Annotated in this window: 26 protein-coding genes; 6 read left to right on the top strand and 20 right to left on the bottom strand. The window is 46.3% G+C overall.

What is annotated here, in order from left to right:
- Window positions 1-6: 6 nt before the first annotated feature.
- The gene (locus ASG16_RS14095) at window positions 7-813 is read left to right on the top strand and encodes an ABC transporter permease (RefSeq protein WP_056497054.1); all 807 of its coding nucleotides are present in this window, start codon (window positions 7-9) and stop codon (window positions 811-813) included.
- A gap of 4 nt (window positions 814-817) precedes the next feature.
- Window positions 818-1,543, top strand: a complete 726-nt coding sequence (locus ASG16_RS14090) for an ABC transporter ATP-binding protein (RefSeq protein ID WP_056497057.1) — start codon at window positions 818-820, stop codon at window positions 1,541-1,543.
- A 76-nt stretch (window positions 1,544-1,619) separates the two neighbouring features.
- Here the strand turns inward: ASG16_RS14090 and ASG16_RS14085 are convergent, their stop codons facing one another.
- The 7 genes from ASG16_RS14085 to ASG16_RS14055 form a co-directional block, all read right to left on the bottom strand.
- A complete protein-coding gene (locus ASG16_RS14085) occupies window positions 1,620-1,841 on the bottom strand; it encodes a GrpB family protein (RefSeq protein WP_082517329.1) in 222 nt (73 codons plus the stop codon).
- A gap of 76 nt (window positions 1,842-1,917) precedes the next feature.
- Window positions 1,918-2,835, bottom strand: coding sequence for a response regulator (locus tag ASG16_RS14080; protein WP_056497063.1), 918 nt, complete (start codon window positions 2,833-2,835; stop codon window positions 1,918-1,920).
- Between the two features lie 3 nt (window positions 2,836-2,838).
- On the bottom strand, window positions 2,839-4,107 hold the full coding sequence (locus ASG16_RS14075) for a sensor histidine kinase (RefSeq protein ID WP_056497413.1): 1,269 nt from the start codon (window positions 4,105-4,107) through the stop codon (window positions 2,839-2,841).
- A gap of 76 nt (window positions 4,108-4,183) precedes the next feature.
- Window positions 4,184-4,834: an amino acid ABC transporter permease gene (locus tag ASG16_RS14070; RefSeq protein ID WP_056497065.1), complete on the bottom strand. Its 651-nt coding sequence runs from the start codon at window positions 4,832-4,834 to the stop codon at window positions 4,184-4,186.
- A gap of 15 nt (window positions 4,835-4,849) precedes the next feature.
- A complete protein-coding gene (locus ASG16_RS14065; protein ID WP_048031573.1) occupies window positions 4,850-5,503 on the bottom strand; it encodes an amino acid ABC transporter permease in 654 nt (217 codons plus the stop codon).
- A gap of 96 nt (window positions 5,504-5,599) precedes the next feature.
- The gene (locus ASG16_RS14060) at window positions 5,600-6,448 is read right to left on the bottom strand and encodes a transporter substrate-binding domain-containing protein (protein WP_056497067.1); all 849 of its coding nucleotides are present in this window, start codon (window positions 6,446-6,448) and stop codon (window positions 5,600-5,602) included.
- Window positions 6,449-6,480: 32 nt separating this feature from the next.
- Window positions 6,481-7,209 carry an amino acid ABC transporter ATP-binding protein gene (locus tag ASG16_RS14055; protein ID WP_007715956.1) on the bottom strand — a complete coding sequence of 243 codons (729 nt, stop codon included), beginning with the start codon at window positions 7,207-7,209 and terminating at the stop codon, window positions 6,481-6,483.
- 186 nt (window positions 7,210-7,395) lie between these two features.
- Here ASG16_RS14055 and ASG16_RS14050 point away from each other — a divergent pair, with 186 nt between their 5' ends.
- Together ASG16_RS14050 and ASG16_RS14045 are read left to right on the top strand one after the other, a co-directional pair.
- Window positions 7,396-7,974: a sigma-70 family RNA polymerase sigma factor gene (locus tag ASG16_RS14050; protein WP_056497069.1), complete on the top strand. Its 579-nt coding sequence runs from the start codon at window positions 7,396-7,398 to the stop codon at window positions 7,972-7,974.
- Complete coding sequence (locus ASG16_RS14045; RefSeq protein WP_056497072.1) at window positions 7,964-8,950, top strand: histone H3 family protein; 987 nt, start codon at window positions 7,964-7,966, stop codon at window positions 8,948-8,950. Before ASG16_RS14050 ends, ASG16_RS14045 begins: the two co-directional genes overlap by 11 nt.
- Before the next feature lie 78 nt (window positions 8,951-9,028).
- Here ASG16_RS14045 and ASG16_RS14040 read toward each other — a convergent pair whose 3' ends face one another.
- Entirely contained in the window at window positions 9,029-9,547 is a 519-nt protein-coding gene (locus ASG16_RS14040) for a DUF2179 domain-containing protein (RefSeq protein ID WP_048031568.1), read from the bottom strand.
- Between the two features lie 255 nt (window positions 9,548-9,802).
- On the opposite strand from ASG16_RS14040, the gene ASG16_RS14035 reads away from it, so the two are divergent.
- Window positions 9,803-10,159 carry a DUF2512 family protein gene (locus tag ASG16_RS14035; RefSeq protein ID WP_048031567.1) on the top strand — a complete coding sequence of 119 codons (357 nt, stop codon included), beginning with the start codon at window positions 9,803-9,805 and terminating at the stop codon, window positions 10,157-10,159.
- A 140-nt stretch (window positions 10,160-10,299) separates the two neighbouring features.
- Window positions 10,300-10,818 (top strand): DUF3231 family protein, encoded by a 519-nt coding sequence (locus ASG16_RS14030; protein WP_056497075.1) that lies wholly within the window; start codon window positions 10,300-10,302, stop codon window positions 10,816-10,818.
- A gap of 67 nt (window positions 10,819-10,885) precedes the next feature.
- Here ASG16_RS14030 and ASG16_RS14025 read toward each other — a convergent pair whose 3' ends face one another.
- The 12 genes from ASG16_RS14025 to ASG16_RS13970 form a co-directional block, all read right to left on the bottom strand.
- Window positions 10,886-11,812, bottom strand: coding sequence for an ADP-ribosylglycohydrolase family protein (locus ASG16_RS14025; RefSeq protein ID WP_056497078.1), 927 nt, complete (start codon window positions 11,810-11,812; stop codon window positions 10,886-10,888).
- Window positions 11,813-11,849: 37 nt separating this feature from the next.
- Complete coding sequence (locus ASG16_RS14020) at window positions 11,850-12,047, bottom strand: hypothetical protein (RefSeq protein WP_229087967.1); 198 nt, start codon at window positions 12,045-12,047, stop codon at window positions 11,850-11,852.
- 96 nt (window positions 12,048-12,143) lie between these two features.
- Window positions 12,144-12,434, bottom strand: a complete 291-nt coding sequence (locus tag ASG16_RS14015; RefSeq protein WP_007715976.1) for a DUF3817 domain-containing protein — start codon at window positions 12,432-12,434, stop codon at window positions 12,144-12,146.
- Window positions 12,435-12,530: 96 nt separating this feature from the next.
- Window positions 12,531-13,058, bottom strand: a complete 528-nt coding sequence (locus tag ASG16_RS14010) for a PadR family transcriptional regulator (protein ID WP_056497081.1) — start codon at window positions 13,056-13,058, stop codon at window positions 12,531-12,533.
- Window positions 13,059-13,070: 12 nt separating this feature from the next.
- Window positions 13,071-14,588: an MDR family MFS transporter gene (locus ASG16_RS14005; RefSeq protein ID WP_056497084.1), complete on the bottom strand. Its 1,518-nt coding sequence runs from the start codon at window positions 14,586-14,588 to the stop codon at window positions 13,071-13,073.
- A 111-nt stretch (window positions 14,589-14,699) separates the two neighbouring features.
- Window positions 14,700-15,356 carry a hypothetical protein gene (locus tag ASG16_RS14000; protein WP_056497086.1) on the bottom strand — a complete coding sequence of 219 codons (657 nt, stop codon included), beginning with the start codon at window positions 15,354-15,356 and terminating at the stop codon, window positions 14,700-14,702.
- A 155-nt stretch (window positions 15,357-15,511) separates the two neighbouring features.
- On the bottom strand, window positions 15,512-16,330 hold the full coding sequence (bla, locus tag ASG16_RS13995) for a subclass B1 metallo-beta-lactamase (RefSeq protein ID WP_056497090.1): 819 nt from the start codon (window positions 16,328-16,330) through the stop codon (window positions 15,512-15,514).
- 42 nt (window positions 16,331-16,372) lie between these two features.
- The gene (locus tag ASG16_RS13990) at window positions 16,373-17,053 is read right to left on the bottom strand and encodes an FHA domain-containing protein (RefSeq protein WP_056497093.1); all 681 of its coding nucleotides are present in this window, start codon (window positions 17,051-17,053) and stop codon (window positions 16,373-16,375) included.
- A 27-nt stretch (window positions 17,054-17,080) separates the two neighbouring features.
- Window positions 17,081-17,995, bottom strand: a complete 915-nt coding sequence (gene blaBBI / locus ASG16_RS13985) for a BBI family class A beta-lactamase (RefSeq protein ID WP_056497095.1) — start codon at window positions 17,993-17,995, stop codon at window positions 17,081-17,083.
- A gap of 233 nt (window positions 17,996-18,228) precedes the next feature.
- A complete protein-coding gene (blaI, locus tag ASG16_RS13980) occupies window positions 18,229-18,627 on the bottom strand; it encodes a penicillinase repressor BlaI (RefSeq protein ID WP_048031557.1) in 399 nt (132 codons plus the stop codon).
- A gap of 42 nt (window positions 18,628-18,669) precedes the next feature.
- Window positions 18,670-20,439: a BlaR1 family beta-lactam sensor/signal transducer gene (locus ASG16_RS13975; protein ID WP_056497098.1), complete on the bottom strand. Its 1,770-nt coding sequence runs from the start codon at window positions 20,437-20,439 to the stop codon at window positions 18,670-18,672.
- Between the two features lie 186 nt (window positions 20,440-20,625).
- Complete coding sequence (locus ASG16_RS13970) at window positions 20,626-21,195, bottom strand: FAD-dependent oxidoreductase (RefSeq protein ID WP_007722324.1); 570 nt, start codon at window positions 21,193-21,195, stop codon at window positions 20,626-20,628.
- Window positions 21,196-21,261 lie beyond the last annotated feature (66 nt).

Raw genomic sequence — 21,261 nt, 5'->3', positions numbered from 1 at the left:
GAGTCTTTGCACATCAATCTGATTGCCAAACGAGAAGTGAAGGTAGGCTTTCGCAATCCATGGTCCTACTCGTTTATGGCTCTGTTCTCCCTGTTTAGCTTGGGACTCTTGATCATCCAATCGCAGTCCTACATGAAGGGTTATACGTATACGACAGGTACCATGCTGAATCTGATTTTATACTTGCTGCCACTGATGACGATGCTTCTCTCCTCTTTTTCCTTGACGGCCGAAAAAGAAGAGGGAAGCTGGCAGCTCCTCTCTACCTACTCCATGACGACCTTTTCGTTCTTGGTGGGGAAATACTTGGGACAAGCACTCGTGTTAGTTGCGATTGTTAGCTTTGGGTATGGGTTGTCTGGTGTAGCTGGCATGCTGTTAGGAAAAAGCTTTGCCTTTTCGACTCTCTTGTTTCTGCTTGCCTTTTCCATCTGTCTCATTCTGTTATTTTTAGGTCTAGCCATGCTGATTGGCGCCATCAGTAAAAACCGTTGGCAAGCTTTGACAATGGGGGTCAGCGTCTGGTTCTTCTATATTCTGGCATGGCCTACTTTGCTCATCTCTGTGCTCAGCTTCGTCCCTTATACATGGATCAAGCCTCTGCTTCAGCTCGCAACATTTCTCAACCCCGCGGAGTTTGTACGAATCTTTTCCGTTGCCAGATTAGGCGGAGGCTCGATCTTTGGGCCTGAATACTACAAATGGGTGTACTGGGCTGATTCTCCGCTTGGTGATCTCATTTTTGTCGCACTCAGTCTGCTCTGGATCAGTGCGACCTTGTTCATAGCCATCCGGGTATGGGAAAGAAGGTAATGCGATGAATACGTTAGGACTTGCCATCGATCAGGTCACCAAGGAAATCAATGGAAAAACAATCGTCCACCCATTCAGTATGAATATTGCACCCGGTCAGGTCGTCGCCCTATGCGGCGGAAACGGTGCAGGGAAAAGTACGATCCTGCGGATGCTCGTCGGTATTCTCCCACCTTCTTCGGGAACCATTCAGCTAAACGGGTTAAACTGGAACGATAATCGCGTAGAGTATCTTCAAGAAATCGGTTATATGCCGGATCACTTTACGTTTTCTGCCGGACTTACTGCCAAAGAAACGCTCGAATTTTACGCTTCCCTGCGCAATCGCACCCCAGAAGAGGCAGATCGACTGCTGAAAATGGTGGGACTGCATGAAGTGAGAAACAAACGGGTGTCTCAGTTCTCCAAAGGTATGCAGCAGCGCCTCTTGTTTGCCCAAGCGATATTGGCCAAGCCTGCACTCGTCGTCCTCGATGAACCGACCAACGGACTCGATCCGTATTGGATGGATGCCTTTGTCGATCTGGTGCGCGAAGTAAAGCTCGCGGGTCAATCCGTTCTCTTTACGACACACCAGTTGCAGGTGGCAGATGCGGTAGCGGATCGGGCGATTTTCTTGATGAATGGGAAAATCGTTCGTGATGGGATGATAAAGGAGTACCAGCAGCAGTACGGGGCAATTGGTTTGTACGGTGCCTTTTCCGAGCTTGTTCATCAGGCAAAGGCGTAATAAATGAAGATTTGTTTGGCATGGCAAAAGCCCTGTTACCATTTTATTTCGGTAACAGGGCTTTCTCATGTTTATCCTACGCCAATTTCAACGGATCATTTACAATCATTTCAGTTGACCACTTTAATTTTGTGCCAATCAGTATATCAATGACTGGACGGGCTGATAGGGTATTGATAGCGGTGCTCCCTACATGCTGAATCTCATAATCGGTCTCGGTAATTAACTTCATTAGATACGCGCGCTCTTTTTCAAACATTTTTCTCCAGTCTTCATTAATTTCATCGGACACCTCCATACCTGATTGTACGATAAAAAAAGGAGCTGATCCTTTTCCGACAGGAACCAGCTCGCATGTAATGTTCGCTATTCAGTTACAACGCCTTTGCTTCCATATAAAAGACAGATAAAAACTTTTTCACGCTAATCCGGCACTTCGTCGTTTTTTCGCCCGCCTCCAGCTCTTGCATCCGTTGACGAATTTCTTGAAAGTCAAACAGTCGTGGTGCAAAGTGTTCAAAGGTAGGGTTGGCATAGTCGGTCAATCCCAAGGAGGAAAGATGCGTAAAGGCTTGAAGGACCATCCGGCGAATCCGTTGTTCCATGGCACGCACCTCTTTGGTAATTCCATGCTCATCCAGGTTGGCATGCACCTTCAACAGAATTTGTGTATACAGTTCCTTGAGCTGCCATTCATGCAGCTTGTCTCCTTGTCGCTCATCCTGTACGAGCCATTCTATGATCATTAGCAGATCGGGAGCCCCGGCTTCACTCGCGATCCCTAACTGTAACAACAGTTTTCTCGCTTTTTGTGCTAGGTTGTCCTGATCGGGAGACTGACTTTTCAAGCCGCTGGTATGCGGTTCTTTTGCTTTGACATCCAGGATTTGCAATGACTTGCGGATGGTTTGCAGAGATGCTTCCAGCGACAAGTAATCCGATACTCGCTTTAGTACAGCCATGACTTCCAAGCGGTTGATCGGTTTCTGAATAAAGGTATCAATTCCCTGTAAATATGCCTCCCCGATCATTTCCTTGTTTTCCACCTGTGACACCATGATGAAGCGGCCCGTGAAGCCATCTGCCTGCAACTTTTTGATCGTTTGGATGCCATCTAGGCCGGGCATTAGCAAGTCGATCAAAATGACATCGACCCCATACAGTTGATCAATCGATACGTGACTGCCGTCGCTAGCTTGCCCTACAATTTCGCCCAACCCGCTGTCTTGAATAATCCGTTCGAGCATGCGGCGCACGACAGCGTCGTCTTCAATTAAAAAGAAACGTATCATTGCTTACACTCCCTCCTTTCCGAGCAATTGGTCGGTCGGAATTTGTACTTCTAAGTGCGTCATTTGCTTCTGATCAGGTAAAATACGCAAGCTTCCTTGCAAACTTTGAACAATTCCACGTGCATGCGTCAGCCCAATTCCGGTAGATGCATTTCCCTGTTCATCGTATTTGGTCGTATACCCGGGCTGAAACACCCATTCCTGCTCTTCTAGCGGGATTCCTGGACCGCTGTCAAGTACACTGAACACCAGATGACGATGAATCAGCTTCACATTCAGCTCAATCCGTCCCGACGTGGGAATCGCCTCTACCGCATTGGCTACCAGGTTGTTTAGCACGGAGAGCAGCGCATAGATTTGGCTGGTCGACAGATTGATGTTACAGCTCCACTCTATTCGTATATCTTTTCCCAACATCTCTGCGTATTTCTGATTCGCGCGTGCAACCAACTCACACAGCTCTTTGATCGGCAACTGTGGTGCTAGTCCCTCCTGATTAATCAGCTTGGAAATGCCCGCCAGCATCCTCTGCGAATCTTTTTTCACCTCATGCACATTCTCGGCTATCGACAAGGCCGTCGGGGATTCCGTATGATCCGAGGTGAGAAGACGCCTGTAGAGCTGGTAGCTCTCGCGCGTGATTTCCTCCAGATGCGTCATCGATTTGCGCAAGTAAAAAGCTTCTTCATACAGCTCCGTATTAATCATCCGCAGACGCTCCAACTCCTGCTGACGCACCTCACCTACTGCCCGCAACTGCCTGATTGAAAAACTGTTGTACAAGCCAACAGCAAAAAAGCTGCGCAGGACCCCAAAGAAGAGAAGCATCAAAAAGCTTTGCCAGGTGATCGGGGGAAAATCAGTGAAATACTGTCGTACCTGGATCTCTACCACATTGGAGACGAAATCAATGGATGCACCTATCAGTCCCAGCCACAAAGGAAATTCCCGAAAGCTACGAGCACGAAGCAAATAAAACAGGACGGTAAAGCTGAAATAGTAAAAGGCGGAGGGAAGATGCGCAGCCACACTCTCCATGTACGGACGGTACGCAAAAAAGACATCCATTCCGACACGAAATCCAAAGATAAACGTCCCTGTAAAAAATCCCGTCAACAAAACAGGTACGGACGAAAACCACAACAACCCGAAAAAGAAAGCAGCGATGCCCAAGGAAAAACGAAAAGACCCTCCTACGGGGTTTACCTTCATCTCTCCAAAAAAAGCAGTTGCCAGCATGATAATAAACAGGATCAAAAGGCGTTCTCGCATAGCTGCTCCTTTCACACGGAAAAAGATCTCCTATTCTTATTTTACTAAGAATCGGAGATCTGCAAAGATAGAACGCTTAAGCGTGCTTGTTTTCCAATCGCTTGGAGACGACTGACAACGCGTAGTTGACGACAAAGTACATCACTGCCACCATCAGGAAGGTCGGGATGACGTAGTTAACATTGCGTCCGTTGATGATTTGCGCATGGTTCATCAGCTCTGGCAAAGCGATTACGACGGCGAGTGACGTATCCTTCAAGAGCGAAATGAATTGGCTCACAATCGGCGGAACCATTCTTCTGAGCGCTTGTGGAAGGACAACATGCCACAGTGTCTGGACATAATTCAAACCAGAAGAACGTGCAGCTTCAATCTGTCCTTTTTCGACCGAATTTAAACCACTTCGCACGATTTCCGACAACATTGCTGCTTCAAAAATAACCAATGCCAGAACAGCAGCCCAAAACTTGTCCAGCTTGATTCCCACTTCCGGGAGAGCAAAATACGTAAAGAAAATAATCAACAAGAGCGGCAAATTGCGAACCAGTTCTACGATTGTCCCGAGGACTTGTGAAACTCCAGGAATTTTTGCGAAACGTAAAACACCTACGATAATCGCAATGGAAAAGCTGAGGACAATTGACAAGAAAGCGACCTGCAAAGTGACCCAAAACCCTTCGAGCAGGAAGGTCAAATGACTGGGCGTATAGGCTCCGATAAAGTCCATGATGTCCCCTCCTTCTTAGCGGCTTCCAGCCAAGCGTCGCTCCAAATAACTGACGAACGCGCTCAACGGAAGGGTCAGAATCAGATAGAAAACAGCTACAAAAATGTACACATCAAAGGTAACAAACGTATCAGCGGCGATCAGGTCTCCAAAGTACATCAGGTCAAGACCTGCAATCACGCCTAATACCGAGGAGTTTTTTACGAGATTGATAAACTGGTTGCCCATTGGCGGGATGACGACCTTGATCGCTTGCGGCAAAATGATATAGCGCATCGTTTGTCCGTACGTCAATCCTGAGGAACGAGCAGCTTCTGTCTGTCCTTTTGGAATCGCCAGAATACCTGCACGGATTGTCTCCGCGATAAATGCTGCCGTATACACTGTCAAGCCGAGCGTACCTGCAATGAAAGGCTCCAGCACGATACCCATTGCCGGTAAGCCCACAAAAAAGAGGAAAACAACGAGAATCAGCGGGATATTACGCACAAACTCAACGTAAGCCGTAGCGATCCACTTGAGTGGTCGAATCGGAGAAATCCGAAAGATCGCAAAGAGCGTCCCCAGTGCAAAGCTCCCGACGAGAGCAAGCAGGCTCGCCTGCAAGGTGTTCCAAAAGCCTTCGAGATACATATCCATGTGATCAAACAAGATAGAAAAATCGATCATCTCTTATGCGATCCCCCTTGTGTGCAAAATTCTGTTAGGAATATAAGGGAATGAGCGGCAGAGTAAACCGCTCATTCTTTATGGAGTCGAACCGCATTATTTTTTAGGTTTTGTTCCGATCCATTTTTCATAAATCTTGTCGTATTCACCGTTTTCTTTCATTTCTTTTATCAGATCGTTCACGGTTTTCACGAATTCAGCGTCACCCTTGCTGATTGCAATACCGTATGGTTCTTCGGTGAAGGTCTCTTCTGTTACACGGTAGTTCGGATCTTGCTTCGCCATGCCGTACAGGAGAGCGTTATCAGTTGTCAGCGCGTCACCTTGACCAGCTTTGAGTGCTGTGAAGGCTTCCGCGTAGTTTTCGAATTCCAGTACTTCTACGTCAGGAGCACTCGCTCTGATGTTTTTCGCAGAAGTAGAACCTTTTGCGGTCACGATTTTCATGCCTTTTTGCATGTCTTTCAGACCGTTGATTGAGCTGTCCTTTTTCACCAAGAGAGATTGACCTGCCAGGAAGTACACGTCAGAGAAGTCTACTTCTTTTTTACGGTCTTCTGTAATGGTCATCGTTGCGATGATCGCGTCAATTTCTCCGTTTTTCAGCATCGGGATACGCGTTTTGGAGGTTACTTCCTTCAACTCGATTTTATTTTCGTCCCCGAGTACTTTCTTCGCAATTGCCTTCGCAATATCGATATCGAAGCCTTCTACATTTCCGGTTGCCGGGTCTTTCAAGCCGAACAAGTTCAGGTCGTACTTCACTCCGACTACGAATTTGTCTCTTTCTTTGATTTTTGCCAATGTGCCTGTACCTGCTGCTGGTGTACCTTTTGCCCCGCCTTCTGCTGTACTACCCCCACCACAGCCTGCCAACGCCGTTGCGCTCAGCATAAGAACAAGACCCATACCTGCTACTTTTTTCCAAAGCTTGTTTGCTTTCATCTGAATTCCCCTTTTCTCTATCGTTTTCTTTTTTAGTGATTCAAAATCCGACTCAAGAACAAACGCGCACGTTCTTCACGCGGACTTGCGAAAAACTCCTCTGGTGTAGAATCTTCAAGAATCGTTCCCTGATCCATAAACACGATGCGATCTGCCACTTCGCGGGCAAAGCCCATTTCGTGCGTCACGACCACCATCGTCATACCTTCCTTCGCCAGCTTCTTCATGACGTCGAGCACTTCGCCAATCGTCTCGGGGTCAAGTGCAGAGGTCGGTTCGTCAAACAGCATGATTTTTGGTCGCATGGCCAGTCCGCGTGCGATCGCTACGCGTTGCTGTTGACCGCCAGATAGTTGCGTTGGGAACATTTCTGCCTTTTCCGGAATCCCTACCTTTTCCAAATAGTAGAGAGCGGTTTCTTCGGCTTCCTTTTGCGATACACCGAGTACCTTGGTTGGTGCCAGCGTAATGTTTTGCAGTACGGTCTTGTGCGGGTATAGATTGAAGTGCTGGAACACCATGCCGATGTCCCGACGCAGCTTGTTGATATCGGTGTTTTTATCGTTCACTTTCACCCCGTCTACCACCAGCTCTCCACTTGTAACCGTTTCCAATCTGTTGATGCAGCGAACCATCGTGCTTTTACCCGATCCTGACGGGCCAATGACCACGACGACTTCTCCCTGGTTGATATGCAGGTTGATGTTCTTGAGGACATGAAAGCTTCCGTAATGTTTATTTACTTGATGAAAACTAATCAACCTTAAATCCCCCTTGCTCTATGTCTTATTTTGTATACTAATGTCGAACTACTCAAAACTACTGAAAAAGACAAAGAAAAGTTTTTCTGTTTACAATTTTCTAATAACACACAATAAAAAACGAAGTGAACCTACCAGGCAAATGAGAGCCAATATATCATGTAAGACCTGAATGGAGGCCGGCCTATGAAAGAGGAACATGTAAAGCCTTGGCTCATCCGGATGCGCCAAGGAGAGGAAGAAGCTTTTCAAGAAATTTATCGAGCAACTCGTACGTACGCCTACAACCTGATCTATTTTCTGGCGCCGCACAAACAGGATGTAGACGACATGATGAGTGAAGTGTACGTAGAGTTGATTCGAAGCATCGACAGGTACGATGTGGAGCAGCGCTTTATCCCATGGTTCAACGGATTGATTGTGCGGCAGGTTCGCAACTGGAATCGAAGCATCTGGCGAAGATTCCGCCTGCTGGAGCGGGTAAAGGAAAAAGGCTACGAAGCACCTGTCGCAGGGATGGAGGATAAGCTGCGGGCGATCAGTGATGAGCTGGATGTCATTCCCGCCGTAGAGAAATTATCCTTCAAGCTCAAGGAAATCGTCGTACTGCGTTACTATCAAAACTGTTCCTTGGAGGAAATTGCCGCGATTCTTCAAATCCCGCTTGGAACGGTGAAATCGAGACATCACTTGGCGATGAAAAAGTTGAGAGAGCATTTTGAGCAACGAATCAATCGTGAGGAGGCATCTTTTCATGTTCATTGAGAAAAAGTTGAGACAAGAATACGAACAGGCAGCAGGGTGGCTACACATTAATCCTTCACTGGACAGCAAAATCGAACGAATTGCCAAAAGTGAGTTGGCTGGCAAATGGCGTTTGCATAAAGGCATGCGCTTTCGTCCAAAGCTGGTACATGTTGCAGCAGCATTCGCCCTGCTCACCGGTTTTGGCTATGCCACACACAGCTTGTTGTACAAAATTGATGAAGGCTCTGTCCGTATGGAAGTTCAAGCACGAAAGGATTTTACATTGACGCAAATCACGCCTAAAGAAATACGACTGGAATTGGCAAACGTAGAGAACAAACTGGCAACAGGCGAGACCGCCCTCGTCTATTTCGCAGCGCTGGAAAAAGAGAAACACCCTCTCTTTCAACAAAACCCCATGATCGGTCTAGAAAAGCCGGATGTCGTGAAAGATTGGAAAGCATGGACTGCCGTCCTCAGTGAAGAAGCTTCTCTCTCACATGTCATGCCACACGAGCTTCCTAACAGCTTTTCATTCCTTGAGGGTAAACAAGGTACCCCCTACGGTGTCATGATGGGCCAAGAAGGGCAGCAGTGGCTGCATGAGCTTCAAGAAGAAAGCAAGGAAACAGGTAAAAAAGTCGTATGGAAAGTCGTTCCACAAGAAACGTCACCTATCAAGGCGTATACGAGCCTGTATGAGAACGAGCAAAAAGAACGCATCTTTGTCACGGTAGAGAAATTCCCGAAAGAACAGTTAGATGTACAATTGAGCACGCCAGAAACAACGAAATACGACGCAGTAACTGTCAGCGGAAAAAAAGCGCATTACACGAAAAACGACCAGTTCTTGTTTAGCGAATCCGGTCAGTATCAAGAGCTGTCTTGGTTGGATCAAGATGGAGAACAACCGATTATGTATCGGGTAGCTACCGATTCGCCGACCGTTTCCAAAGAAATGCTGCTACAAGCTGCAAAAGCAAGCCAGCAATAACAATACGAAAAGCCAGTCCTCTCTTGCTTTGTTTTCGCTAAAGAGGACTGGCTGCTTTTTTGTTTTCGTCAGAAGAGATTATCCCCGCAGGCGGTTCACCCAGAAGCCGCCCTTCAAATGTTTCGGCTCAAAAGAGATCACGAATGCTTTTGGTGCGATCTCATGAATGAGGTTCCACAGCTTTTTCTCGTTGCTGCGCTTCGTCAACACCTGCATCATGAGACGATGTCCGTCGCGTCCCTCTGCTACCCAGGAAGTAACGCCAAAGCCGTGTTCACGCAGCTTCGCAGGAACCTCCAAGTCAACGGAATCCACAACGACTTGCAGTGTGACATAGCCCAAGGCCAAATACTCCTCGATCTTACTGCCGATGAATACACCCATTCCCCAACCGATACAGTAGGCTGCGAGATTGATCGGATTGTCCAGGTTGTCCAGTACAATCTCCAACCCTTTCAAGTACACGAATACTTCCACCATCGCCACTAGGGATGCCAACACCCGATAGCCCTTGATCACCATCAGTAGTCGCAGCGTAAAAAACGAAACATACAAAATGTTGATCCCGATGATGATCAAAACAAACGCCAAGCCCATTGCTCTCCTACCCCCACCCAGACCGGGTACCATGATGATTTTGTAATCGTGATAATCATATAATTGAAGGTATTTTTATAACAGCGGTAAAATGCGGGTCTACAGGAAAAAATAAAAAAAACAGTTCAATGCTCTTTCATGTGATGTCTGATTTGTTTGGGCCTTGCGTGTATAATCCTTTTTATTTTGTAAAACAGTAAGCTTGTTTCACATAGGAACTCTTACATACTGAGTATTTCTAAAGGAGAATAAAAAATGACTCGATTTTTAATCAAGGCTGCTGTTAACGGCATTATTGTTGTCGCTTGTTTATGGTGGTTTGCAAATACATCCTGGACTTCCGCTATTTTAACGGCGCTGGGCTTGAGCGTTATCGCTTACCTGATTGGAGATCAATTGATATTGCGCGCTACCAATAATATTACGGCTACAATTGCAGATGCCGTAATTGCTGGTTTTTATTTATGGATAGTTGCCAGATGGATGGATTGGCCACTAAGCTTTGGAGAGTTAATGATTACGGTAGCCCTTTTAGGTGTAGCAGAACTTGTGTACCATCGCTTTTTGGGGATTTACGACAACAATCGCATTAACAAGGAACCTGGGAAATAACACCTGATCACCCTTTATATGTATCTTCCGAAAAGGGGATATATCCGTCCCCCTTTGCTAACCTTATCTTTGGGTTACATCACAAAGTTAGGAGAACCCAAATGGATCTAAAAACTTTACTAAGTACCGGGAGGACACTAATGGGTATTTTATCAGGCAATCCACAAAATGAACCCATGCATTATGGCGAGGTATTTGGAGTATGGATGTATTTGGCAACGACAAAGGGCTTGCTTGCTAGTTACCAAACAGCGCTCAACCATACTGGTGATCATGACCTGAAAAGCTTCCTCGAAGACATTACGCGAGGCATGAAACAAGAAGTGGAACAGCTTGAGGAATTACTCAAAGCCAACGGCATTGGATTACCTCCTACACCACCGGATCGCCCTGTAGCTAATTTGGAGAGCATTCCTGCCGGTGCTCGTATCAACGACCCCGAAATTGCTACCGGTGTGTCAAGGGACATTGCAGCCGGTCTGCTTTCTTGCAGTCAAATAATGGCTCAATCCATCCGGGAAGACATCGGGATGCTGTTTGGTCAGTACCATGTTGCAAAAGCTCAATTTGGCCTCAGATTGCTGCGCATTTTAAAAGAAAAAGGCTGGTTAGTTCCGCCGCCCCTTCATATGCAAGCGCCAGAACTTGTCCATGCCTAAACTTGAGGATAAGCACTGCCTGATGGGTAGTGCTTATCGTTTTTTATAAGACGTTCCATTTTGTCGGTTAGCGGATAGCTTGCTCGTACAATTTCCGCGCGAACTCCTCCATCAATTCTCGCTTGGCCAACAGCGCAAGCATCCGTTTGGGCAAACCCTCTACTCCGTAATAAGCACCTGCCAATTGACCGTAGACTGCTCCCGTCGTATCCGCATCATCTCCGAGGTTTACCGCTAGGAACAAGCCTTCTTCAAAAGAACTACTGGAATAAAAAGCCCAAAGCGCCGCTTCAAGCGAATCGACGACATACCCTGATCCTTTGATCTCTTTTCTTGTTTTCTCTTTGTAGGAGCCATTCGCGACACGGGCGATATCAGGATCAAGTGGTTGCTTTTCCCATAGATCGGCGACAGGAGAGAACGAATCATCAAGCAACTCCTCTTTGGAAATACCCTGTAGAGCCCCCAGGATCAATGCCCCAAAAAAACGACAGCCGTCTACTGCCTTTGCCGTCGCGTGTGTAGTACGAGAACTTTGCGCGCAGTAATCAATAGCGAGTTCCGGTTGATTGGCATAATAGAGCGCGACAGGTGCTAGCCTCATAATGGAGCCATTCCCTGCCGACATCGGATGGTCAGATCCGCTGAACGGATTTTTTGTCTGCTCAAAACGCCACAGCGCTTCTTTGGTGATATTCCCGATATCGAAGCAATGATCCTTGCAGCTCATATACCCCTCTCGAAACCAGGCTACGTATCGGTTCATCTGATCAACTGGATCGAAGCCATTTTTCGTAATCAAGCTCTCAGCCAGACACAGCGCCATCGACGTATCATCCGTCCATTCTCCCGGCTTTAAATCGAATGGTCCTCCCCCGACCATTTCTGTAAGCGGCTCGAAGGTACCTGGTTTGCGAAATTCTATAGTAGTGCCGAGTGCATCTCCAATGGCCAACCCTAGCAAACTTCCCGCATAGCGGTCACGCAGTTCCACACCTATCCACACCTTTTTTCCGAATTATCTGTTCACATTAGACAAAGCATCTGGCAATCACATTTTGACCGACATATTGCTCGTTCAATTCATCTGTCGCTACCTTTTCTTCTGTGCTCGCAAGCGTGATAATCTGCGGCAGAACCAGCTTGTAACGGTCCTCCATCACGGTTTCAAGAACGTATTGTTCCTCTTCGTCCCACAAAAGAATTCCTGCTAAAATTCTGGTCTCCACACAGATCCCCTCCATTTTTTTCTCTTTTGAATATGTACGAAAGACGGGTACAATGACCCGCCTTCTAGTGCCTTACCTAATGTGTAATGTGTATACTTACTGCTCTTTTTTCAGACGTGCGTCCAGAACAAAGTTGCCGAATGGCAGTAATGAAGCGATAAATGCCCCGATTACCTTCAAGAAGGACCACTTATTGGTCATTGTAACATGTGCCAACGCCAAAATATACAGGACAAAAAACAATCCATGAAGCGATCCGGCAATTTTTACTGCAGCTGGATAATCCCAAAAATACTTAAGCGGCATAGCAATCCCGAGAAGTACCAAATACGAGATACCTTCGATCAGGCCGATGAGACGAAAGCGTCCGAGGGCAGAATTCATCATGTGTGGGTACCATCCTTGCCATTGAAATTACCACTATTATAAACGAAAAACTATCATAATGATGAAAATAGTCCAATGTTCATAATATATTCAAAATCAACGGCCCCAGGCTTCTTCTCGGATGCGTTCCATCCAGCGCATCTCTGCGTGCAAATGCTCAATGGCACCGATCAAAATCGTTCGTGCTCCCCAGCTAAGCCTCTCTCTTTTTTCCTCCTGGATCGATTCCAATACTCCAGCTAATCGTCTTACCTCCTGGATGTTACCTTCCAAGGCCTCATCCATTTTCTCTGGATCACCGTACGAAGCAAAAGTAAGAGCCGCGTAGATCGGATTGGTGAGCTGCATCGGTTTTTGCATTTCTTCCAAGAGAAGCTGTTGAAATTGCGCTTCGCCTTTTTGCGTGATCCCATACAACGTTTTATCTGGGCGGCTAGTCTCACGAATGACTTCTTTGACCTCAATCATCCCGCTCTTTTCCAGTTGGTCGAAAGCATAGTAGAGGGAGCCTTTGGCGTATTTCATGTAACAATCCATCCCTCTAGCCTTCACCTGCTGCTGAACCTCGTAGGGATGCTTCTCCCCTTCCATCAGCAATCCCAGAACAAGCAATTTTAGACTCATGACGATTCTCCTCTACCCGCGTTCCGGTTTCGGTGCGGAAGGCGATTTCCCCAGCGCCCGATCATTTCCCATCAGCAAAATGCACACGAGAGCAAGAACAGCAGGAACGAGCGCCCACATAAACGTATTCGCAATGGAAGAAGCGAGAATATCGATCATTTGATCCAAGACAGGTGCCGGAATGGATTCGCGCGCTTCTGGTGTCAAAATCGCTCGCGGATCTGTAATGGCATTCGTCATCCCTTGACCCCCGAAGGCTGAGAACATGCCGTTTTCAAACGAATTCCGTTGCAGAATACCAAACACAGTGATTCCCAATGTCATCCCCAAGGAACGAGAAAAAGAGTTCGTCGAACTGGCCGATCCTCTTTGACGCATATCAAAGCCATGAATCGCTGAAATTCCCAAGGTGGAGAAAGAGAAACCCACACCAAACCCTGCAATCACCATATAAAGCGTAACGATCGAACGTGGAATATCAGGCGTCAGCGTACTCAAAAGGAAAATACCTGGTATGAAAAAGACTGCGGACAGAAGCATAATATTGCGGAAGCTGGTCTTCGTCGTCAAAAATCCGCCTAGCTGGCTACCAGCAACAGAGCCGAGCATCATCGGTGTCAACAGCAATCCTGCATTCGTCGCTGACCCGCCATATACCCCTTGGATAAAAATCGGCAGGTACACCGTAGCGATAATGAAAGCAGCTCCGTACAACAGTGCAATCGCATTTGTCGTGGCAAATAACCGCTTCTTGAACATGGAGAACGAAATAATCGGATCAGATGCCCGCTTCTCGACAAATAGAAAAATCACAAACAACAAGAAAAAGGAAGAGAACAATCCAATAATCTGCATCGAATCCCACGCGTATTGATTGCCGCCCAGCTCCAGTGCAAACATCAGACTCACTACAGCACCGACTAGCGTAATCGCTCCCCACCAGTCAATGCTCTGCTTGCGGTATTCCAGAGACTCCTTGTAATACATCGAGATCAACCAGAGGGACACAGCACCAATCGGTACATTGATGTAAAAGATCCAATGCCAGCTGACATATTCGGTAATATACGCCCCCAGCAAAGGTCCAAATACGCTGGACGTACCGAATACAGCCCCGAAAAGTCCCGTCATCTTTCCACGCTTCTCCGGCGGGAATACGTCAAAAATAATGGTGAAGGCAATCGGCATCAGCGCTCCGCCGCCAATCCCTTGAATCGCCCGATAAATGCTCAACTCTACAATGCTGTTTGCCGTCCCGCATAAAATGGACCCTAACAAAAATACAATGAGACCAAATACGTAAAAACGTTTTCGCCCATACATATCGGAGAGTTTACCGAAGATCGGCATCCCCGCCATCGTAGCGACCATGTACGCTGATGTCACCCAAACGAACTTATCCATGCCGCCCATCTCACCGACAATCGTAGCCATCGCCGTTGCAACAATGGTATTGTCCATGGAAGCCATCAGGAGACCAAGCAGTAGCCCCGCTACCACCATATTCACTTTACTTTCTCTTGCAATCATTGCTTCACCCTCCTGAGTGGTCAAATCAAAGTACTATACGTTATTATATTCAAATTTGACTACTTATCGAAAAAAACTGCTCCATTTCGCGGAGCAATTTTTCGCAATCGATTATCGTCCGAACGGTGACGGGCTGAATGGCGATGGCTGCTGGGCTTGATTGCCCTTCCACATTTTATACGCCGCCTCTGACATCGGCTCCACTGTCGGCTTAATCTCTCCGGTGAATGGATTCTTATCATAGGGCATGTTAAATGTCCGTGTCCCGTCGCTCTTACGCAGCAAAGAACCGTCCGACAGCCTCACCCAACTACTTCCTGGTCCCCCATCGTCTACGACATAAAGGCCGTTATCATCCCAGGCCGGATACGTCGGTACGTTATTTACCGGAGGACGTGCCGTCTGTTTCTTGACTGGTTTTGTCGCGGTTTTCGTCTTTTGTGTTTTCTTCTTCGGTGTGTTCGTTTTAGCAGTTGCTATCGCTTTTGTTTTTGGCTTTCCTTCGCTTTGTTTCTGCGCTGGTGCTGGTACGGATGCTGACACAGCCACAGACTTTTCAACCGGATAGGCGGAAACGTTTGCGGCGCGTGGACCTTGATTGGCCAAATCCATAGCTGGCTTTGCAGTACCTGCTTTTTGCGAGAGAGATGCCGTTTTTTTCGTATCCGTTCGTCCGTCTGTTTTTACCGCATGAATCAGTGTCGGCCACAAATAGGCGTTGAAGCCTAGTAATGCGACCATCAAGGCAATACCTACGATTTTTTTCATAATAAGGACTCCTATGACTGAATGATTGTGGTAATAGAGCAATGACTTCTGGCCTATATCAAAAGTTTAGACGATTGGAAGAAAAAAGAAAACACCTTACATAAACAAACTCCTTCTCAGGTTGGTCTTGAGAAGGAGTTTGTTTTAAAGGAGATTCATTTCAGAGCAGCTTCTTGCTTCTGGGAATGTTGTTTGATTAGTTCCATGGTGTGATCAAGCAAGTTTTTGCCTCCCGATTTCCCATGTCCAGGTACAACGGTTTCGACCTGTGGATATTTTTCGATTACCTTCTGAACGGAGTCATCCCATTGTTCTACATTGGCATCTGAAAGATTTCCGAGGTCCTGAGCACCCAATTCTTTGACGAAGCATCCACCGAATAATATTTTGGATTGGGGAAGCCAAACAGTAATGTTATCTGTCGAATGCCCTTCCCCAGGATAATAGGCTTCTAAGACGGTGTCGCCTACCTTGATTACTGGCTTTTCATCGAGTGTCGGATTGGGCGAAGGATATCCATATTCTTTCGCTAATTTTGCCGTCAAACGTGTACTGCGTACATCTATTTTTTGATCGAGTAGCGCACGGATACCTGAAATGCTGTCATCATGTGCATGTGTAATCAGCGCCAGAACAACGTCTTTCTTCCAATGCTTCTTGATCATCTGCAATAGCTCTTCCGTTTTTTGGGTGTCTCCCCATGCTGTATCAATCAGGACGACTCCTTTGGACGTAGAAACGATTAAGCCATTGTGGTCATAGGTTATGCCATTCCATTCATGATAGGATGTATGTAACCATACTTTGTCATTTAATTTTGTTAACACAATGCTTTTCCCTGGATTGGTAATCTGAGTGGGAGTTGATGATGGAGCTTGGGCAATCGTTTGATCAGAAAAAGATGTCAGGGCAACGGCAACTGTCAGGAACAAACTAGATACAGCTTTCACTATCCAACCCTTATGTTTCTTCAAACGAATCTCACCTTTCAACCGTGGATTTTGCTTTTCGCTGTTTCAAACATCTAAGCGATATCCATATCGCGGAATCGTCGTGATTTGCTGCCCGTAGCACCGAAGCTTTTTTCTTAATCGATAGACGAGCGCATTGACTTCCACTCGTCCAACATCTGGGACATTGTCCTCGTGCAGCATTCGCTCTGGCCAGACTGTCAGCATAATTTCTTCAAAACTAACGGCCCTGTTCGCCTTTTGGTAGAGAAGCTTCAGCAAATCCATATCTTTTCCAGTCATATGCAGTCTACTCCCGTCGAGACGAACTTCTCTTCTCTCCAAATGAATCTCCAAACCTGGCAAAACCGACGTGTTCTTTGGCTGCGTGAAAGGGAGCTCCACCGTATCATCCAGTCTATTGACCTCTCGTAAAAAGACGAGCTCCGCCACCCCTTTTGACAAGCTTATTTGATCCCCGTGACGAAGAATGTGAGAGGAATGAAGGGGCGTCCCGTTTACCTCTGTGCCATGCTTGCTTTCCAGATCGATAATCTTGTAATCGTTCCCGAGCCTTTGAAAGGCTGCATGCATTCTCGAAATGTACGGACTGGAAAATGTGATGTCTAGTTGAAAACTAGTCCCTCTCCGCCCGATTGTACAGCGATCCTTGGTAAGATATTTGCGTGTGGAAAATGGGTTGGGGTCTCCTTTTTTTACGAGTAAGTACGCACCGTTGTCTATCATCCGGTGATCACCTCACTTGTTGATCTATTACGGTTTTGCAGCCGTCAGTGCGTCAACAGCAACCTTGGTAGCTTCAGCAATGAGCGCATCATCATAAGTAGCGTCCTGCTTATCTCTGCTAGACAGCACTGCAATGACAATGGGCTTTTTATTCGGTGGCCATATGATACCTATATCGTTTCGCGTTCCGTAGCTTGCGGCTCCCGTCTTATCTCCGACCTTCCAGTCTTTGGGGACGCCCGCCCGAATCAGCTTGTCTCCCGTCGTATTGCCTTGCAGCCACTTGATAAGAATCGTCTGCTTGTCTGACGACAGCACATCCCCTACTGTATAGGCTCTTAGGCTCGTTGCAAGTGCTTTCGGTGTGCTGGTATCGCGAATATCTTCTGGTTTAGCCTCATTCAATTCCGTCTCATAGCGCTCGGATGTCGTCACACTATCCCCAATCTGTCTCAGAGCTGATTCAAAGCCTTTAGGTCCGCCCAATTCTTTGAACAACAGATTTCCCGCCGTGTTGTCACTATAGCGAACCGCGGCATCTGCAACCTCGCGTAAAGTCATTCCGGTCGCTACGTGTTTTTCTGTGACGGGTGAATAAGTAACGAGATCGTCCTTGGTGTAGGTGATGACTTTGTCCAGCTCTTCCAACGGCTTCTGATGCAAGACTGCACCTGCGGCTAAAGCCTTGTACGTAGAGGCAAAAGCGAATCGTTCATCTTCGCGATAAGCAACTGCCAAATCTGTTTCGGTGTCAATCGCATATACGCCGAGCCTCACATTAAACTTCTTTTCCAGCGCATCGAACTTTAGATCCATGGCAGATGCTTGTGTTTCCGTTTTTTGGACAGGGGCTTCTGGAGAAGAGCAACCAGTGAGCGTGAAAAGCGTGAGTAAAATCGTTTTCACTGTGAATCCGATTCGTTTAGAATAGTGAGCTTTCATAGATGACGAACCTCTTTCTGGGAAGATAACAGCTAAGGATCACATTCGTAATATTATATTACGCTTGTAATCAACTGATTTCACGATAATATTACACGCGTAATCCACTTGTGTCAATCTCCTTTTATGCAAGAAAAAGAGCTGCATCCGTCCTTTCTTGAAAAAAAGACGCCCTTTCAATAAAACTGGATAACCGTAAATGGGTTCTCCAAGTCAGCTTGAAAGGGCGTGCTTTATTTTTTAGGATGATCAGTCGATGCTTGTTTCGCATCCAATATGGAACGCAGCTCCTGAATCTCCTCGTCGGATAAGGATTCCTTCTGGATAAACTGAACCAGCATCGATTTTAGAGCTCCGCTGTAAATCCGCTCGAGAAAGGACTGTGCCTCGGCGTGCTGGCATTCATTTTGTGAGTACAACGGATAAAACGTATAGACTCTTTGGTTTTGATTGACTCCAACAGCATTTTTTTGAACCAAACGATTCAAAAGAGTACGTACTGTTTTTGGGTTCCAATCCGTTTGACCTTCCAAGGAGGAAATAATTTCGTTGGCCGTTAGCGGTGACTTTTCCCATAGCACATTCATCACTCGCCATTCCGCTTCTGAAATACTTGGCATGGATGTAGACATGAAGTCTCCCCCTTTCGATAATCATGACTGAAAGAACAAAGGCTAGTAAAGACCTTTCGCTTTCAAAATAGACAAGGTGATTTCTGCTGCTGCAGGTCCATTCGCGTCGTCTTCGCTTTGTATATTTGTAGCAAAGAAGTAGGTGCCTTCCTCGTTCTCTACATATCCGACAAACCAACCGTTCACATCTTTTTGATTGACGGTGCCCGTACCTGTTTTCCCGGAAAGAATCGAACCCGCTTTTTCCGATAACCGGATGGAGTCTTTCACCGCCAGGATATTGTTTTCTTGAAAGCCAAACTGGTTCGTATAGAACGCTTTTAATAATTGTACCTGCTCCACCGGAGAAATCTTCAAGGAAGATTCTATCCAATATTCGCCGATTTCACCAGATGTATTGGAATTCCCGTAGTTCAATTGTTCCAGAAAAGCTTGCGTCATATCCGGAGAGATGCTCTTATCCATCTCTTTAAAATACCAATTTGTGGAGTTTCGCATCGCTGTTAATAGATCTTGATCCCGGTTCCACTGCTCATAAGGATAGTGGATTCCATCCCATTTTAACAGGGAATCTTCTCTCGAAATCACACCGGCCTCCAAACCAAACAAGGAGAGAAAAATCTTGTAGGTCGAGTTCGGTGAAACTCGTTGTGTACTTCCTGCCTCGTTGTAAATCCGATACTGGTCGGCTTTCAAATCATATAAGACAAAACTGCCTTCAAAGCCACGGAAATAGTTGTCTAAATCCTCGTAAATGGTTCGATCATGTTGAAAATGATAGCGACTGCGATCGTCGGCTAATGCGGAACCAACAAGAACCTGACTGGCAACCAAGACACCCATCATGGAAAAAATGACGGTACTTTTCAACTGCAACAGCTTTGATTCTGCCTTGTGGGAAGCGATTTTCTCGATTCGTTTTTTAACTGCCTTCTTGGAACCGTTTAACTGACTCGCCAAAACGACATTTTCGACCCGACTTTCTTTATCCAAAAACTTAATGATGGTATGGCCATATTCCTGATAATTTCGCTTGTCTAAAAGGTTCAGTACAGCTACATCACAAGCAATTTCACGGTCTACTCTCATTTCCCGAAAAGCCAGCCAAACCAATGGATGGAACCAATACAAAAGCTGATACATGACGGTCACATAGTTCGTGACGATATCATGGTTTTTTTGGTGCATGAGCTCATGTAAAAAGATATACTTTATTTCCCTGTTTGACAGCCACTCGTCAAAATGACTGGGAAGGACAACATACGTCGTAAAAACGCCAAACGTCATCGGAGATTTGATCTGCTTGGATTCTGCCAACACGATGTGCCGATTTATTTTTACTTCCTTCTTGCATTGTTCAAATATATCGATGATTTCTTGATTGGTGATCACAGAAGCCGATCGCTTGATCTGCTGGATTTTTAACCAGGCTGATAACGTGATCGAAGCACAAACGATCATGCCGACTACCCACAGGATGGCCAAAATCGTAGGAAAGGAGTCCGGTGTATAGCGACTTACCGACAACGTTAAATCCTGTACCCAATTCGCATTTTCAAACACAGGAGCTTGCGCAGCGAGCATCGAGCTGCCTGCTTCATTGCGCTGATTCATTCCTGAAGCAAACAGATTTCCAAAATCAAAAAAGGAATTCGGGATAAAAACTGGCGTCAAAGCGACCAGCAAGAGAAACCACAAATTGTACTGCCATCTAGCCGACAACTGGGAGCGAAATACTTTTCGAATCAAGAAAATAAGGGCGATCGTGCAGGAAGAAACGATCACGCTTATCACCACATGATTAACGAACATGCTACCTGTCCCCCTCCCTTCTTACATAGGGCAATCTAGATAAAAATAGAATCGATATCAATTCTCCAGAGCAACAGGAACGCTCTTCATTATGTCAAAAACAAGATCACGATACAAGGTATCATCGATTGGAAGGAAAAAGAAAACACCTTCTTGAAAATGGTAAGAAGGTGTTTCAGACCTGATTTAGTTCGTTTTCAAAACATCGTGATCAACATAACGCTCGCCATTCAGTTCGCTGATGACATTGATTGCAACCTTGGCGCCATCACCAGAAGTAATGATCGTATGTACGCTTACTCCTGCGCACGTACCTGCTGCCCAAATTCCTTCGATGTTCGTCTTCCCTTGTGCATCGACATCGACAACAGTTTTGATCCGTGGCTCTGTACCTTCTTTGGTTTTTACCCCAATCGCTTCTGCCAAAGTCACGAGCGCTCCAGTTGCAAGAATCACATGCTTGGCCTCGAAGCTGCCTTTTTCCGCTGTTTCTACGAGTAAGCCTTGCTCTGTTTTGGTAATGTTGCTTACTTGGTCGGCTACCAGCTCCGCACCGAATTTCGCTGCTTGCTTTTTACCGATTTCAATGAGGTCTGGGCCTGAGATTTCCATGATGCCGTAGTGATTTTCCATCCACGCGCGCTTGGTCATGCTTTTGTCATTATCAATCAGCAACGTCTTCTTACCTGCTTTTGCAGCAAACAACGCTGCACTTCCTCCTGCCGGGCCTGCTCCAATAATTACGATATCAAACAAAGAAATCTCTCCCTTCCAAAATAACTTTCACAACATAATTATATACTAAGTATGGTATTCGAGACA

Source organism: Brevibacillus sp. Leaf182 (assembly GCF_001423865.2).
Classification (GTDB): Bacteria; Bacillota; Bacilli; order Brevibacillales; family Brevibacillaceae; genus Brevibacillus; species Brevibacillus brevis_C.
The sequence above is the reverse complement of the archived record's forward strand: the minus strand, read 5'-3'. Positions and strand labels throughout refer to the sequence as shown.

Bases quoted from the DNA above. Each gene is read 5' to 3' on its own strand.
- ASG16_RS14090 (WP_056497057.1), top strand. From the start codon at position 818: ATGAATACGTTAGGACTTGCCATCGATCAGGTCACCAAGGAAATCAAT.
- ASG16_RS14085 (WP_082517329.1), bottom strand. From the start codon at position 1,841: ATGGAGGTGTCCGATGAAATTAATGAAGACTGGAGAAAAATGTTTGAA.
- ASG16_RS14080 (WP_056497063.1), bottom strand. From the start codon at position 2,835: ATGATACGTTTCTTTTTAATTGAAGACGACGCTGTCGTGCGCCGCATG.
- ASG16_RS14075 (WP_056497413.1), bottom strand. From the start codon at position 4,107: ATGCGAGAACGCCTTTTGATCCTGTTTATTATCATGCTGGCAACTGCT.
- ASG16_RS14070 (WP_056497065.1), bottom strand. From the start codon at position 4,834: ATGGACTTTATCGGAGCCTATACGCCCAGTCATTTGACCTTCCTGCTC.
- ASG16_RS14065 (WP_048031573.1), bottom strand. From the start codon at position 5,503: ATGATCGATTTTTCTATCTTGTTTGATCACATGGATATGTATCTCGAA.
- ASG16_RS14060 (WP_056497067.1), bottom strand. From the start codon at position 6,448: ATGAAAGCAAACAAGCTTTGGAAAAAAGTAGCAGGTATGGGTCTTGTT.
- ASG16_RS14050 (WP_056497069.1), top strand. From the start codon at position 7,396: ATGAAAGAGGAACATGTAAAGCCTTGGCTCATCCGGATGCGCCAAGGA.
- ASG16_RS14045 (WP_056497072.1), top strand. From the start codon at position 7,964: ATGTTCATTGAGAAAAAGTTGAGACAAGAATACGAACAGGCAGCAGGG.
- ASG16_RS14040 (WP_048031568.1), bottom strand. From the start codon at position 9,547: ATGGGCTTGGCGTTTGTTTTGATCATCATCGGGATCAACATTTTGTAT.
- ASG16_RS14035 (WP_048031567.1), top strand. From the start codon at position 9,803: ATGACTCGATTTTTAATCAAGGCTGCTGTTAACGGCATTATTGTTGTC.
- ASG16_RS14030 (WP_056497075.1), top strand. From the start codon at position 10,300: ATGGGTATTTTATCAGGCAATCCACAAAATGAACCCATGCATTATGGC.
- ASG16_RS14015 (WP_007715976.1), bottom strand. From the start codon at position 12,434: ATGATGAATTCTGCCCTCGGACGCTTTCGTCTCATCGGCCTGATCGAA.
- ASG16_RS14010 (WP_056497081.1), bottom strand. From the start codon at position 13,058: ATGAGTCTAAAATTGCTTGTTCTGGGATTGCTGATGGAAGGGGAGAAG.
- ASG16_RS14005 (WP_056497084.1), bottom strand. From the start codon at position 14,588: ATGATTGCAAGAGAAAGTAAAGTGAATATGGTGGTAGCGGGGCTACTG.
- ASG16_RS14000 (WP_056497086.1), bottom strand. From the start codon at position 15,356: ATGAAAAAAATCGTAGGTATTGCCTTGATGGTCGCATTACTAGGCTTC.
- ASG16_RS13990 (WP_056497093.1), bottom strand. From the start codon at position 17,053: ATGATAGACAACGGTGCGTACTTACTCGTAAAAAAAGGAGACCCCAAC.
- blaBBI (WP_056497095.1), bottom strand. From the start codon at position 17,995: ATGAAAGCTCACTATTCTAAACGAATCGGATTCACAGTGAAAACGATT.
- blaI (WP_048031557.1), bottom strand. From the start codon at position 18,627: ATGTCTACATCCATGCCAAGTATTTCAGAAGCGGAATGGCGAGTGATG.
- ASG16_RS13975 (WP_056497098.1), bottom strand. From the start codon at position 20,439: ATGTTCGTTAATCATGTGGTGATAAGCGTGATCGTTTCTTCCTGCACG.